Here is a 13,389-nt window from a genome sequence, read left to right on the forward strand (position 1 = left end):
ATGGCCTGGACTACCTGTTCAGTTCGGTGGGCACCTACGCCTACGGCTCGACCGAGACACGCACGAAGCAGGGCGAGGAGCACAAGGTCGAGCGCGAGTACAACCGTTTCCACCTGCTGGTCCGCGAGGAGACCACCCACACCGATACCCAGGCCAAGGTCACCTCCACCGAAATGACTGAAACGGCGTATTACAGCAACGGCGGTTATTTCCATGAAGACCACGCCTATTGCCAGTTGCCGGGGATCACCACGCGCACCTGGAAGCGCAACACTGGCATGCCTTACCTCGAAGGGGAGATCCGCCAGTACAAGCCTGACGGCAACCTGGAGCGCGAGGCTCAGGTGCATGGCGATCCACGCATCGACAAGCCGGTGCTTGGCCTGACCACGGCCTACCAGTGGCATCCGACCGGCGGCGAGGGCGCCGATCCGCGTGACCCCAACTTCTTCACGCCACGCCTGAAACGCACCGCGCGCATTCCCGACCCTACCGCCGCGCACAAGGATGCGCCGACCCTGTACCAGCACTACAGCTACGAGAAGGCCGCTGCGCTGCCTGGCGCCGGGCCGAAATCCTGGCACCGGATCAAGCGCGAGGTGCTGTCGCTGAGCGAGAACGAATCGGGCGATGGGCTGCAAGCGACCGATTACGCCTATTTCGATACGCCCTCCCAATACCAGACCCATGGCAGGGTAAAGGCCGAAACCGTCACCCTCAACGGCAAGCCCACCGTCACCGCCTACTGCTATGACTGCGAGGAGGAAGCGGGCCAGCACGTCACCGCACCGGTGGATCTCCCGGCGCACGTCAAGGCGCTGCAAGGCAGGATCAAGCCTCTGCAGCGCAAGTTGCTCAACAACGAGCCGGTGCTGACGACCTTCCAGACCGTGGAGGGGTGGGATCACAAGGAGGGCGCCGAAGACGAGGCGTCACGGCAGAAGACCATTACCCTGACCCATTCGCTGCTTACCGGCGAGCCGGTGCTCAACGCCGACGACAACGATGTGCAGATCCAATACAAGTACGATCAGTTGCGCCGGGTAACCGCCGAAACCGTGGCACCTGACGATGACGCCTTCAAGGCGACACGCCATTACACCTACACCTTGTGCAGCAAACCCGGCGATCAGGCGCAGCAGACCCGGCAGGATGTCAACGAGGTCATCACCCGTACCACGCTTGACGGCCTCAATCGTGTGGTGAAAGAAGAGCGTCAGGACACGGACTTTGACGCGGGCAACTACTGTTTGCTGTATACCGCCGTCTACAACACGCTGGGGCAATTGACCGAGCAGACCGAGTACGACTGGCATGAGAAGACACTTGTGCCGCTGAATTCGACGTTCGAGTATGACATCTGGGGCCAGCAACGCGCGGTGACGGGGCCCGACAAGGTCAAGGTGATCGAAGAAAACGATCCGGTTGGCACGCCTGAGAGCAAGGGCAAACGGGTATTGAGCTGGCGAGAGGAAGGCTCGGAAGCGAATCCGAAGAAGACTGGCATTACCGAGATTTGGCTCAATCGGTTCAACGAGCAGGTTTGGATTGAGCGGCGCGATCTGCGCGATGGCCGGGTCAGTCTGCAGGTCAATGGCTTTGATGGCCTCGGTCGGTTGGTTGAGCAGGTCGTGGGCGATACGGTCAAGCGGATCACGGGTTTTACCTATGACGCCTTCAACCGAAACGTCAAGACTGTATTGCCTGGTGGTGCCATCGTGCTGCGGACCTATGCAGAGCACAGCGGCGAAGACTTGCCGATCACTATCGCCGTGCAGGAGTCCGCTGTAGCCGAGTCGAAGGAGCTGGGTACCCAGGATTTCGATGGATTGGGCAGGATGGCAGTGTCCACAACCGGAGGTCGGGAACAGACGTATGCTTATGATGCGGGTGTACGCAAACCCAAGACCGTGAAGACGCCAGAAGGCGAGATTCACTATACCTATGAGCTCAAGCTCAGCGAGAACCCCGAAACACGCTTGATGGGGGCGGGTACTACTGCTGGCGAGCTTGAAGTGATCTACGACTACGACAAGAAGAATGCACGCCTGAAGGGCTGGACCATGCCAGCCGAAGGTGAGCGACCCTGGCAGAGGCTCAAACGCGAGTATTACCAGACCGGCCAGATCAAAAGTGAGACCTGGACACAGCACGAGAGTGGCGATGAGCAAGCGCCGCCGATCGGTGAGCCACAAACCCAGCACTATGTTTACAGCCACCGAGGCCGCTTGCTCAAGTACACCGATGTGCTGGGCCAAGTCCAGACTAACGACTACTACCCTACCGGGCAGTTGCAAAAGACCACGCTGAAGGACAAGGCCGGCAAGGTGTTGCTGGAAACCGACTTTACTTATTACGAGCTTGGGCAACTGAAGTCGTATACCACGCATGATCGAGAGGCTGGTCAGTCACTGGCTACCGAGTTGCAGTATGACGAGTTCGACCGCGAGTCCGAGCGCAAGTTTACGGCAGGGTCGATGGTTCAGACGCTCACCCAGCTCTACGACGACGTTGACGCCTTGACGACGCGGACGTTGTCAGAGGGGGGGGTAAACCTGCGGGTTGAAACGTATGCTTACGATAAGCGCCAGCGCCTGGAGACTTACACTTTCAGCGGTCGCGGGGTTGATAATGATCCCTACCAGCCACAAGACCCTTATGGTAATTATATTACCGAGCAGGTGTTTGACTTCGATGCCTTGGATAATATCACTGAAGTGGTGACTACGTTTGTCGGTGGCTCGAATACTGCGACTTACCACTTTGAGGGCGACGACCCGGCGCAGTTGAGCAGGATCACCAATAAAGCCACGGACCCGACGGTGCGCACGTTGAACGGCTACCCGGCAGAAATTGTGCTGGCGTATGACGACAATGGCAACCTGACTAATGATGAGCAGGGCCGCGTGCTCAAGTACAATGCACTTAATCAGTTGTTGTCCGTGAGCGAGGAGGAACAACAAATTGTCTCGTACTTCTATAACCCGCAGAACATCCTGATGGGCACGGATGAGGAACAGCGCTTCTACCTGGGCGATGAATTGACCGCGCTCAAGACGGGCGATGGAGGAACGCGTATCAGTACTTCGCCGGCAGGGCCGTTGGCTGAAACGACAGTGTCGCAGGGGCAGGAGTGACGGCGATGAAATCTATAGTATTGAGTATGACAATACTGTTGAGTACGGCGCTGGCAGCGGCTTCAGCTACCCAGCTTTCGCACGAAAAAACCGTCGGGGGTCAGGGTGTAGAAGGGAATGTCATCATTTACGATAAAGAGTTGAAGAGGTCCTGCTCGCTCAAGCCTATAGCGGGAAAGAACGAGGAGTACAGATTTGGCTCCGGCAAGACCTGTACATCACTGCCCAATGATGAAGCCTATTATTTTAAAATGGACGGGGTGCCGTCCGCGGTGCTCGTCACTTTTTACGATGACCCCGACTGTGACGCCACGGGTAATTTCGCCTTCATGGTGCGTACACTGCAAAGCCCAACAACGCTTGACGAAATACTGCTCAGTGCTGCCCACGAGAAGCCAGAGGGGACAATACTTGCCCCCGGACTAAGATTGGAGTGGAAGAGAGGGTCAGGGCAAGTGGGAGGCAAGCTGTCCTGCGTAAGAATAGAGCACTGATGAGGTGATTATTGCTCAGCTGCTCAGGAAATTAAGCAGACACAATCGGTGATGAGCCAGATGCCCATGGCACGCCACGTGGTGCCATGGGCATTTTCCTGTCAGTGAGACGTCTCTCCGTTTGCGCGCTGGGCACGTTGTTTTTCCAGGTGCCATTCGAAGGTTTCACCTTGTTGCTCAGCAAGGTAACGACGTTCTTCCAGTTCCTGGTACAAGGCCAACTCTTCATCCGGCATGAAGTGCAGGCAATCGCCACCAAAGAACCACAGCAGGTCGCGCGGCACCAGGTGGGCGATTTGCGGATAGCGCTGGATCACCTGGCAGATCAGGTCCTGGCCCAGGTATTGGCTTTGCAGCGGGTCCTGCGGCAGCAGGGTGAGCAGTTCGTCGAAGCGCTCGAGGAACAGGGCGTGGCTTTCCTCCGGGACCTGTTCGGCTTCACCCAGCGCGGCCAGGATGGTGCGCAGGTGGTGGAGCAGTTGCAGGTGGTATTCCAGGTGGGGGTTGGCCATGGCGGCGCTCCTCGGTGGTTGAAACGGGGGGCGGAGTATACGCCGGTTTTGTACAGGCTGGCAGCGCAGCTGCTTGTAATGGCGCTATCGCGGGGCAAGTCGCATCGGCGCACCGCCGCTCCCACGCCAAATGTGCGATTGGCGTGGGAGCGGCGGTGCGCCGATGCGACTTGCCCCTCGATGCGGTCGACCAATCCTCAGCGCACTTTGCCTGCCTCGGGCAACAACACCTCCTTGTCAAACGCATCCACATCGATCACTACCCGCCGCGCCTGCTCGGCCTGGTGCAGGCGCTGGCCTTCCTCTGCCTGCAGCACACCCGCTTCGATGGCAGCGTCGATCACCGATTGCCCGGCTGCCGCCTGCACCTGGCCTTCCTTGATCGCCTGATGCAGCGCCTTGTGCAGCGGGGCGGCATCGTCCAGCAGGTCACAGGCCGTCTGTAGCGCGGCCACCGGGTCGCCTTCGGCCTGAGGCCTGAAGCAGCCCTCCAGCACGGCTTCCAGCGCCGGGTCGCCTTTGCGCCGGCCGATTAGCGCCGCCACTTCGGCATCCAGCTCATCGCTCGGCCCGGTATGCCTACGGCCAAAGGGGAATACCAGCACGCGCAGGGCGCAGCCGATGAAGCGGTTGGGGAAGTTGTCGAGCAGCGCGGCGAGCGCCTTTTCCGCCTGGCCCAGATTTTCCTCCAGCGCCCAGCGCAACAACGGGCGCAGGTGCTCGGGCGAGCCCAGGTCGTGGTAGCGCTTGAGCGCGGCGCTGGCCAGGTACAGGTAGCTGAGCACATCGCCCAGCCGGGCGCTCAGACGCTCGCGGCGCTTGAGCGCGCCGCCCAGCAGCATCATCGACAGGTCGGCCAGCAAAGCGAAGGCCGCCGCCTGGCGGTTGAGGGCGCGGAAGTAGCCCTGGCTCAGGGCGTCGCCCGGGACCTTCTCAAAATGCCCCAGGCCCAGCCCCAGCACCAGGGTGCTGGCGGCGTTGCCGGCGGCGAACAGGATGTGCTGCAGCAGCAGGTCGTCGAACTCCTTCAGCGCCTGGTCATGGTCCTCGCGCCCGGCCAAGGCCATTTCCCTGAGCACGAACGGGTGGCAGCGGATGGCGCCTTGGCCGAAGATCATCAGGTTGCGCGAGAGGATGTTGGCGCCCTCGACGGTGATGAAGATCGGCGCGCCTTGCCAGCTGCGGCCCAGGTAGTTGTTCGGGCCCATGATGATGCCCTTGCCGCCGTGCACGTCCATGGCGTGCTGGATGCACTCGCGGCCGCGCTCGGTGAGGTGGTACTTGAGGATTGCCGACAGCACCGAGGGTTTTTCGCCCAGGTCCACGGCCTGGGCGGTGAGCAGGCGGGCGCTGTCCATCAGCCAGGCGTTGCCGCCGATGCGCGCCAGGGACTCCTGGATGCCCTCGAAGGCGGCCAGCGGCACGTTGAACTGTTCGCGCACGCGGGCGTACTGGCCGGTGACCAGGCTGGTGTACTTGGCCGCGCCGGTGCCGACCGCCGGCAGGGAGATGGAGCGGCCCACCGACAGGCAGTTCATCAGCATCATCCAGCCCTTGCCGAGCATTGCCTGGCCGCCGATCAGGCAGTCCAGCGGCACGAACACGTCCTTGCCGCTGTTGGGGCCGTTCATGAACGCCGCGCCCAGGGGCAGGTGGCGCTGGCCGATCTCCACGCCGGGCAGGTCGGTGGGGATCAACGCCAGGCTGATGCCCAGCTCGGCCTGTTCACCCAGCAGGTGCTCGGGGTCGTAGGCCTTGAAGGCCAGGCCCAGCAGGGTGGCCACCGGGCCGAGGGTAATGTAGCGCTTCTCCCAGTTCAGGCGCAGGCCGATGACTTCCTCGCCTTGCCACTGGCCTTTGCAGATGATGCCGGTATCGGGCATGGCGCCGGCGTCGGAGCCGGCCAGGGGGCCGGTGAGGGCGAAGCAGGGGATGTCGTCGCCACGGGCCAGGCGCGGCAGGTAGTGGTTGCGTTGCGCCTCGGTGCCGTAGTGCAGCAGCAGCTCAGCCGGGCCCAGGGAGTTGGGCACCATCACCGTGGAGGCCAGGTCGCCGCTGCGGGTGGCCAGTTTCATCGCCACCTGGGAGTGGGCGTAGGCCGAGAAGCCCTTGCCGCCGTATTCCTTGGGGATGATCAGGGCGAAGAAGCCGTGCTGCTTGATGAAATCCCAGGCCTGCGGCGGCAGGTCGAGGTCCTGGCCGATCTGCCAGTCGCTGACCATGGCGCACAGCTGCTCGGTGGGGCCGTCGATGAAGGCCTGTTCTTCCTCGCTGAGCTTGGGCGCGGGGTAGTCGAGCAGGGTGTTCCAGTCGGGGCGGCCGCTGAACAGGTGGCCGTCCCACCACACGGTGCCGGCGTCGATGGCTTCGCGCTCGGTCTGCGACATCGGCGGCAGGGTGCGCTGGAACCAGCTGAACATGGGCGCGGTGAACAGTTTGCGGCGCAGCTCCGGCAGGGCGAAGAAGGCCGCCTTGGCGGCGATCACCAGCCAGATCAGCGCCAGCAGCCAGCCTGGCGCGCTGCTGAAGATGCCCATCAGCAGGGTATAGGCGGCGATGGCCGCGAGGATCTGCAGGGGCGCCAGGCGCCGGTGCAGGAGATACGCGGCGCCAAGCACCAGGACCAGCAACCACAACAGCAACATGATTCTTCCTCCTTGGAAGCGGGCGTTAGGCCGACCCACAGAGCTTAGACGCACCAGGGTGGATGGCCTGCCTAGGAAATGACAGGGCGGGGCGCTGGGAGTTCGGTGGGGAATGTCATGCAGTCATCGCTCCCACGCCAGATATGCAATGTGGGCGTGGGAGCGGGCTTGCCCCGCGATGCGGCCATCAGATTATCTGGAGCGATTCAACCCAACCTCCATGTCATCGATCAGCGCCTTGGCCATGGCGCTGAGAATGCGCGCCGAGCTACCGGCCAGCAGGTCGCCCTCCATTTCCGCCTCGCAGGTCAGGTGGCGGATGCAGCCGAGCAGCACCGACAACTCGCTGAAGGCATCCTCGAAGGTAACGCCCGGCTCGACCTTGAACAGGTCCAGGCAGGTGGTGCGGCCTGCGGTATGCCCGCGGCTCATGGCTGCACCTGTGGCTTGTGCTCGAGCAGGGCGCAGGCGAGCTGGCCGAGGTAGTCGCTGGCGGTGAACAGGCGGTCCTGGGTTTCGCCGGGCTCGGTCTGGAAGTAGATGTCGAGGACGTCGGAAATGGCGGTGGCCACTTCGACGGCGGCGGCCATGGCGTCGTCGCGGGAGAGGGTGGGGCGGATGGTGAGGAAGTGGGAGAGACGGGGTGGGTCTGGGACGATTTTTTTCATGGTCAAGAGTCCTATGCGGTCATTGAAAACCACCAGCCAGGTCCTTTCTCACGAGGTAAGGGTGGCGGCCGTGTACGAGGTGAGAAAACCGGGACATAGGACAAACCCGGCCAGACCGAAGTCTGCCCGCACACGGCCACCATGACGAAGCCGCTGGTTGTCATATGTAGTCGGGTTTCTCACGCCCGGTCACCAAATGTGGCGACCCGGTGAAGTTATCCCTGGGGTATTTCCCCGACAACGCGGCGGCTTCCGGCAAGCGCGTAGGATAGTTCCCAAGCTTTGCTGGCTGAAGCATTTGGTTTCAGGTTCGGAAATGTCTTACCCCAGAGGATGGCCGGGCGCAGCCCGGATCGCGGGGCAAGCCCGCTCCCACGATTCAGGCAGGCGCGCCACACAAGCCGAGGTATGCGCCATTCTTGTGGGAGCGGGCTTGCCCCGCGATGGCGTTCACCCAGACCCCATCGCGGACCCTGCAAGGTCACGATCTTGGAGTAGACTGACCCACCTCCCGCACTCATAAGGACGTTGCCATGCTGAAGATCTGGGGCCGCAAAAATTCGAGCAATGTGCGCAAGGCGTTGTGGATCGCCCACGAGCTGGGCCTGGACTTCGAGTCCATCGATGCCGGCGGCGCCTTCGGCGTGGTCAACGAACCGCACTACCGGGCCCTGAACCCCAACGGCCTGGTGCCCATGCTCGAAGACGGTGACCTGGTGCTGTGGGAATCCAACACCATCGTGCGCTACCTGTGCGCCGAGTACGGCGCAGAGCAGGGCTGGTACCTCGACGACCCGCGCCAGCGCGCCCTGGCCGACAAGTGGATGGACTGGACCACCTCGTCCTTCGCCGGCCCCTTCCGCCCGCTGTTCTGGGGCCTGCTGCGCACCCCCGAGGACCAGCGCGACTGGGTGGCGATCAACGCCGCACACAAGCAATGCGCCCAGTTGCTGGCTATCGCCGACGAGACCCTGGCCAAGCAGCCGTACCTCTCCGGCGAGCACATCGGCATGGGCGACATCCCCCTGGGCAGTTTCATCTACGCCTGGTTCGAAATGCCGATTGAACGCCCGGCCATGTATCACCTCCAAGCCTGGTACGAGCGCCTCAAGCAACGCCCGGCCTACCAGGCGGCGGTGATGACCGCCCTGACGTGACGCCACTTCGATAGTCACTATCGATACATGTGACTGTACTTGTGCGGCCGGGCCTTGCACCATGGCCGCACTCACTGCGCCAGTGTCTTTACCTGGCGTGTCCCGAACCTTTTTCATCGGTACCTGACCCGCCATGAGTTCCGCCCTGTCCATTCGACAGCTGACCAAGACCTACGGCAACGGCTTCCAGGCCCTCAAGGGCATCGACCTGGATGTTGCCGAAGGCGACTTCTTCGCCTTGCTCGGCCCCAACGGCGCCGGCAAGTCCACCACCATCGGCATTCTCTCGACCCTGGTGAACAAGACCAGCGGCACGGTCAACGTGTTCGGCAACGACCTGGACCGGTCGCCCGCGGCGCTCAAGCGCTGCCTGGGCGTGGTGCCCCAGGAGTTCAACTTCAACCAGTTCGAGAAGACCTTCGACATCGTCGTCACCCAGGCCGGCTACTACGGCATCCCGCCCAAGCTGGCCAAGGAGCGCGCCGAGCAGTACCTCACGCAGCTGGGCCTGTGGGACAAGCGCGACGTGCCTTCGCGCTCGCTGTCCGGCGGCATGAAGCGTCGGCTGATGATCGCCCGGGCGCTGATCCACGAGCCGCGCCTGTTGATCCTCGACGAGCCGACTGCCGGGGTGGACATCGAGCTGCGCCGTTCGATGTGGAGCTTCCTCACCGAGCTCAACCAGAAAGGCATCACCATCATCCTCACCACCCACTACCTCGAAGAGGCCGAGCAGCTGTGCCGCAACATCGGCATCATCGACCACGGCACCATCGTCGAGAACACCAGCATGCGCCAGCTGCTGGGCAAGCTGCACGTCGAGACCTTCGTCCTCGACCTCAAGCGCGACCTGCCCGCCGCCCCTGAGCTGCAGGGCTACCCGTGCCGGCTGATCACCCCGCACACGCTGGAGGTGCAGGTGGACAAGGACATCGGCATCACCGCGCTGTTCGGCCAGCTGGCGCTGAAGAACATCGAGGTGCAGAGCCTGCGCAACAAGACCAACCGACTCGAGGAGCTGTTCGTGTCCCTGGTGGAAAAGAACCTGTCGAAGGTGGCTGTATGAGTGTGGAGCTGCGCACCAACTGGGTCGCCCTGAACACCATCGTCTACCGCGAAGTGCGGCGCTTCCTGCGCATCTGGCCGCAGACCCTGCTGCCGCCGGCGATCACCATGGTCCTGTACTTCGTGATCTTCGGTAACCTGATTGGCCGGCAGATCGGTGACATGGGCGGCTTCACCTACATGGAGTACATCGTGCCGGGGCTGATCATGATGTCGGTGATCACCAACTCCTATGGCAACGTGGTGTCGAGCTTCTTCGGCAGCAAGTTCCAGCGCTCCATCGAGGAGCTGATGGTGTCGCCGGTGTCGCCGCACACCATCCTCGTCGGCTATGTGCTGGGCGGTGTGTTGCGCGGCTTGGCGGTGGGGGTGATCGTGACCTTCCTGTCGCTGTTCTTCACCCATCTGCAGGTGCATCACCTGGGCGTGACGGTCATCGTGGTGCTGCTGACCGCGACCATCTTCTCGTTGCTGGGCTTCGTCAACGCGGTGTTCGCCCGCAACTTCGACGATATCTCGATCATCCCGACCTTCGTGCTGACGCCGTTGACCTACCTGGGCGGGGTGTTCTATTCGATCAACCTGTTGCCGCCGTTCTGGCAGACCGTGTCGTTGGCAAACCCGGTGCTGCACATGGTCAACTCGTTCCGCTACGGCATCCTAGGGGTGTCGGATATCAGTATCGGCACGGCGATCAGCTTCATGCTGGTGGCCACCGCGCTGCTCTACCTGCTGTGCGTGCGCCTGCTGGTCAGCGGCCGCGGCATGCGTGCGTAGGCATCGGCACTGGCGCCGGCGCCACTGCCGGCCCACCCACCAGCGCCAGTAGCCCATGGTGGTGAAGTAGGCGAGCACGCCCAGCACCACCCCGCATACCACCGAGCCCAGCAGGAACGGCTGCCAGATCGTCGCCAGCTGCTCGGTGACCCAGTCGACGGTGATCGACTCGGGCAGCGTGCGTGGCGGCACCTGCAGCAGCCAGGCGCCGGTCATGTAGGTGACGAAGAACACCGGCGGCATGGTCAGCGGGTTGGTCAGCCACACCAGGCTCACCGCGATCGGCAGGTTGCCGCGCACGGGAATGGCCAGCGCGGCGGCCAGCAGCATCTGCATGGGGATGGGAATGAGCGCGGCGAACAGGCCGACGCCCATGGCCCGCGCCACCGAATGGCGGTTCAGGTGCCACAGGTTGGGGTCGTGCAGCAGCTTGCCGAAAAAGCGTAAGGACTTATGTTCGCGGATGCTGGTCGGGTCCGGCATGTAGCGTTTGAACAGACGGCGCGGCATGTGGGCTCCCGGCGGGGTTGAAGGGCGTCAGTATGCCTTGATTGAAACGCAGCCTCGTTCAGAGTTTGTGACAATTGTTTAGCAGGGTTTCCCCGCCAATCGGCTAAGCCTCAGGGGCCGTTATCGCTTCTGGAGCTCTATCTCATGCGCACAGGGATGCTGGCGCTGGTGCTCGGGCTGTTGAGCCTGCGTTTTTTGCCCGTTTTGCCGCCGGTCGGTTGGCTGATTCCGTTGCTGTTGCTGGCCTTGGCCTGCCTGCGTACGCGGGCCTGGCCGCTGGGCTGGTTTGTGCTGGGTGGCTGCTGGGCCTGCTGGTTCGCGCAGCAGGCGCTGGATGATCGCCTGGCCCCGGCACTGGATGGCCGCACGCTGTGGTTGGAGGGGCAGGTGGTGGGGCTGCCGACCCGCACGGAGCGTGGCGTGCGTTTCGAGCTGGAGCATCCTGAGTCGCGCCGGGCGCAATTGCCCAGGCGCCTGCAACTGAGCTGGTTCGCCGGCCCTGAATTGCGCGCTGGTGAGCGCTGGCGCCTGGCGGTGAACCTGCGCCAGCCCCATGGGTTGCTCAACCCCCATGGCCCGGACCGCGAAGCGTTGTTGTTGGCCCGGGGTATCGGTGCCACCGGCTCGGTCAAGGCCGGCGAGCGGGTCGGGCAGGCTGCGGTGGATTGGCGCGATGCCGTGCGCCAGCGGCTGATGAATGTGGATGCCCACGGCCGCGAGGCGGCGCTGACGGCCCTGGTGCTGGGCGATGGCGCCGGGCTGGCGCGCGAAGACTGGCAAACCCTGCAAGCTACCGGCACGGTGCACCTGCTGGTGATCTCCGGCCAGCATATCGGGCTGTTGGCCGGGCTGGTGTACGGCTTGGTCGCGGGGTTGGCGCGGCTGGGCGCCTGGCCACCGCGCTGGCCGTGGCTGCCCTGGGCCTGTGGCCTGGCCATGGTCGCGGCATTGGGCTACGGCTGGCTGGCCGGGTTCGGTGTGCCGGTGCAACGGGCCTGCCTGATGCTGGCGGTGGTGTTGCTCTGGCGCCTGCGCTTCAGGCACCTGGGGGCAGCCTTGCCGTTGCTGCTGGCGTTGTCGGGGGTGTTGCTGATCAATCCGCTGGCCAGCCTGCTGCCGGGCTTCTGGCTGTCGTTTGCCGCGGTTGGCGTGCTGATGCTGTGCTTCTCTGCCCGGCTGGGCGCCTGGCGGCCCTGGCAGGCCTGGAGCCGCGCCCAGTGGGTAATTGCCGTGGGCCTGTTGCCGGTGCTGCTGGCGCTGGGGTTGCCGGTCAGCCTGACGGCGCCGCTGGCCAACCTGCTGGCGGTGCCTTGGATCAGTTTCGCGGTGTTGCCGCTGGCCTTGCTTGGCACGGCGACGTTGCCGGTGCCTGGGGTGGGGGAGGGGCTGCTGTGGCTGGCGGGGCTTTCGCTGGATGGGCTGTTTCGCCTGCTGGCGCAGCTTGCGGGGCAGTGGCCGGCATGGCTGCCCGAACCGTTGCCGCTGTGGGCGTGGCTGTTGGTCGCGCTGGGCGCGCTGTTGTTGCTGTTGCCTCGGGGCGTGCCGTTGCGCTTGCCGGGCGCGGTGATGCTGCTGGCCTTGTGGGCGCCGCGCGAGCAGGTGCCCCTTGGGCTGGTGCAGGTGTGGCAGCTGGATGTCGGCCAGGGCCTGGCGGTGCTGCTGCGTACCCGTCATCACGCGCTGTTGTACGACGCCGGGCCTGCCCACGGGGACAGTGACCTGGGCGAAAGCGTGGTGCTGCCGACCTTGCGCAGGCTGGGGGTGAGGCACCTGGACCTGATGCTGGTCAGCCACGGTCACGCCGATCATGCCGGCGGTGCGGCGGCGGTGCGCCGGGGGCTGCCGGTGGCGCGGGTGCTGGCCGGGGAGGTTGCCGGGCTTGCGCCTGCCGCGCTGTGCGAAAGTGGTGAGCGCTGGCGCTGGGATGGGGTCGATTTCGAGCTGTGGCATTGGCCGCAAGGCACGTCCAGCAACGACCGTTCCTGCGTGCTGCGGGTGGTGGCCAATGGCGAGCGCCTGCTGCTGGCCGGCGACATGGAGGCCGCGGCGGAGCGGGCTTGGCTGGCGGCCAGCGAGGATCCGCGTATCGACTGGCTGCAGGCGCCACACCACGGCAGCCGCACGTCGTCCACCGAACCGTTCGTCAAGGCGCTGGCGCCGCGTGGGGTGATGATTTCGCGGGGTAGGAGCAACGGTTTCGGGCATCCGCATGCGCAGGTGATCGAGCGCTATCGGCGGCATGGGGTGGTGGTGCATGACACGGCGCTGGAGGGGGCGTTGCGGTTGATGCTGGGGAGTCAGGGTGAGGTGGAGGGTGTGCGGAGGGAGCGGCGGTTTTGGCGTGAGGTTGACGAGGGCTGAGCCGACGCTATCGCGGGCCGACCTTTTCCCTGACCTCCGGCAGATGAGCCCCAGTCGGTCCTA

Annotated in this window: 11 protein-coding genes; 6 read left to right on the forward strand and 5 right to left on the reverse strand. The window is 63.9% G+C overall.

The window, feature by feature from the left end:
- Window positions 1-3,137, forward strand: a 3,137-nt coding sequence (locus tag ABZO33_RS03665) for an RHS repeat domain-containing protein (protein ID WP_414534890.1), incomplete at its 5' end; no start/stop codon positions are given.
- Window positions 3,138-3,142: 5 nt separating this feature from the next.
- Window positions 3,143-3,631 (forward strand): hypothetical protein, encoded by a 489-nt coding sequence (locus ABZO33_RS03670; protein WP_414534891.1) that lies wholly within the window; start codon window positions 3,143-3,145, stop codon window positions 3,629-3,631.
- 101 nt (window positions 3,632-3,732) lie between these two features.
- On the opposite strand, the gene ABZO33_RS03675 is transcribed toward ABZO33_RS03670, so the two are convergent.
- The 4 genes from ABZO33_RS03675 to ABZO33_RS03690 form a co-directional block, all read right to left on the reverse strand.
- A complete protein-coding gene (locus tag ABZO33_RS03675; protein ID WP_414534892.1) occupies window positions 3,733-4,143 on the reverse strand; it encodes a PA2817 family protein in 411 nt (136 codons plus the stop codon).
- A gap of 197 nt (window positions 4,144-4,340) precedes the next feature.
- Window positions 4,341-6,788: an acyl-CoA dehydrogenase gene (locus ABZO33_RS03680; RefSeq protein WP_414534893.1), complete on the reverse strand. Its 2,448-nt coding sequence runs from the start codon at window positions 6,786-6,788 to the stop codon at window positions 4,341-4,343.
- Between the two features lie 192 nt (window positions 6,789-6,980).
- The gene (locus ABZO33_RS03685) at window positions 6,981-7,220 is read right to left on the reverse strand and encodes a DUF3077 domain-containing protein (RefSeq protein ID WP_028690971.1); all 240 of its coding nucleotides are present in this window, start codon (window positions 7,218-7,220) and stop codon (window positions 6,981-6,983) included.
- A complete protein-coding gene (locus ABZO33_RS03690) occupies window positions 7,217-7,456 on the reverse strand; it encodes a hypothetical protein (protein ID WP_414534894.1) in 240 nt (79 codons plus the stop codon). The genes ABZO33_RS03685 and ABZO33_RS03690 overlap by 4 nt, the downstream gene beginning before the upstream one ends.
- Window positions 7,457-7,989: 533 nt before the next feature.
- On the opposite strand from ABZO33_RS03690, the gene ABZO33_RS03695 reads away from it, so the two are divergent.
- The 3 genes from ABZO33_RS03695 to ABZO33_RS03705 all read left to right on the forward strand — a co-directional run bounded on the left by ABZO33_RS03695 (window position 7,990) and on the right by ABZO33_RS03705 (window position 10,455).
- Entirely contained in the window at window positions 7,990-8,613 is a 624-nt protein-coding gene (locus ABZO33_RS03695; RefSeq protein ID WP_414534895.1) for a glutathione S-transferase, read from the forward strand.
- Between the two features lie 133 nt (window positions 8,614-8,746).
- The gene (locus tag ABZO33_RS03700) at window positions 8,747-9,679 is read left to right on the forward strand and encodes an ABC transporter ATP-binding protein (protein ID WP_414534896.1); all 933 of its coding nucleotides are present in this window, start codon (window positions 8,747-8,749) and stop codon (window positions 9,677-9,679) included.
- Window positions 9,676-10,455: an ABC transporter permease gene (locus ABZO33_RS03705; RefSeq protein WP_414534897.1), complete on the forward strand. Its 780-nt coding sequence runs from the start codon at window positions 9,676-9,678 to the stop codon at window positions 10,453-10,455. Before ABZO33_RS03700 ends, ABZO33_RS03705 begins: the two co-directional genes overlap by 4 nt.
- Here the strand turns inward: ABZO33_RS03705 and ABZO33_RS03710 are convergent.
- The gene (locus tag ABZO33_RS03710; RefSeq protein WP_414534898.1) at window positions 10,339-10,965 is read right to left on the reverse strand and encodes a DUF2062 domain-containing protein; all 627 of its coding nucleotides are present in this window, start codon (window positions 10,963-10,965) and stop codon (window positions 10,339-10,341) included. The genes ABZO33_RS03705 and ABZO33_RS03710 overlap by 117 nt on opposite strands.
- A gap of 144 nt (window positions 10,966-11,109) precedes the next feature.
- On the opposite strand from ABZO33_RS03710, the gene ABZO33_RS03715 reads away from it, so the two are divergent.
- Window positions 11,110-13,326, forward strand: a complete 2,217-nt coding sequence (locus ABZO33_RS03715; RefSeq protein ID WP_414534899.1) for a DNA internalization-related competence protein ComEC/Rec2 — start codon at window positions 11,110-11,112, stop codon at window positions 13,324-13,326.
- The last annotated feature ends 63 nt before the right edge of the window (window positions 13,327-13,389 follow it).

The sequence above is a fragment of the Pseudomonas sp. CAM1A genome (genome assembly GCF_047501685.1).
Taxonomy (GTDB): Bacteria; Pseudomonadota; Gammaproteobacteria; order Pseudomonadales; family Pseudomonadaceae; genus Aquipseudomonas.

Coding starts and splice junctions, on each gene's coding strand:
- ABZO33_RS03680 (WP_414534893.1), bottom strand. CDS start 6,788: ATGTTGCTGTTGTGGTTGCTGGTCCTGGTGCTTGGCGCCGCGTATCTC.
- ABZO33_RS03670 (WP_414534891.1), top strand. CDS start 3,143: ATGAAATCTATAGTATTGAGTATGACAATACTGTTGAGTACGGCGCTG.
- ABZO33_RS03715 (WP_414534899.1), top strand. CDS start 11,110: ATGCGCACAGGGATGCTGGCGCTGGTGCTCGGGCTGTTGAGCCTGCGT.
- ABZO33_RS03705 (WP_414534897.1), top strand. CDS start 9,676: ATGAGTGTGGAGCTGCGCACCAACTGGGTCGCCCTGAACACCATCGTC.
- ABZO33_RS03710 (WP_414534898.1), bottom strand. CDS start 10,965: ATGCCGCGCCGTCTGTTCAAACGCTACATGCCGGACCCGACCAGCATC.
- ABZO33_RS03675 (WP_414534892.1), bottom strand. CDS start 4,143: ATGGCCAACCCCCACCTGGAATACCACCTGCAACTGCTCCACCACCTG.
- ABZO33_RS03700 (WP_414534896.1), top strand. CDS start 8,747: ATGAGTTCCGCCCTGTCCATTCGACAGCTGACCAAGACCTACGGCAAC.
- ABZO33_RS03690 (WP_414534894.1), bottom strand. CDS start 7,456: ATGAAAAAAATCGTCCCAGACCCACCCCGTCTCTCCCACTTCCTCACC.
- ABZO33_RS03685 (WP_028690971.1), bottom strand. CDS start 7,220: ATGAGCCGCGGGCATACCGCAGGCCGCACCACCTGCCTGGACCTGTTC.
- ABZO33_RS03695 (WP_414534895.1), top strand. CDS start 7,990: ATGCTGAAGATCTGGGGCCGCAAAAATTCGAGCAATGTGCGCAAGGCG.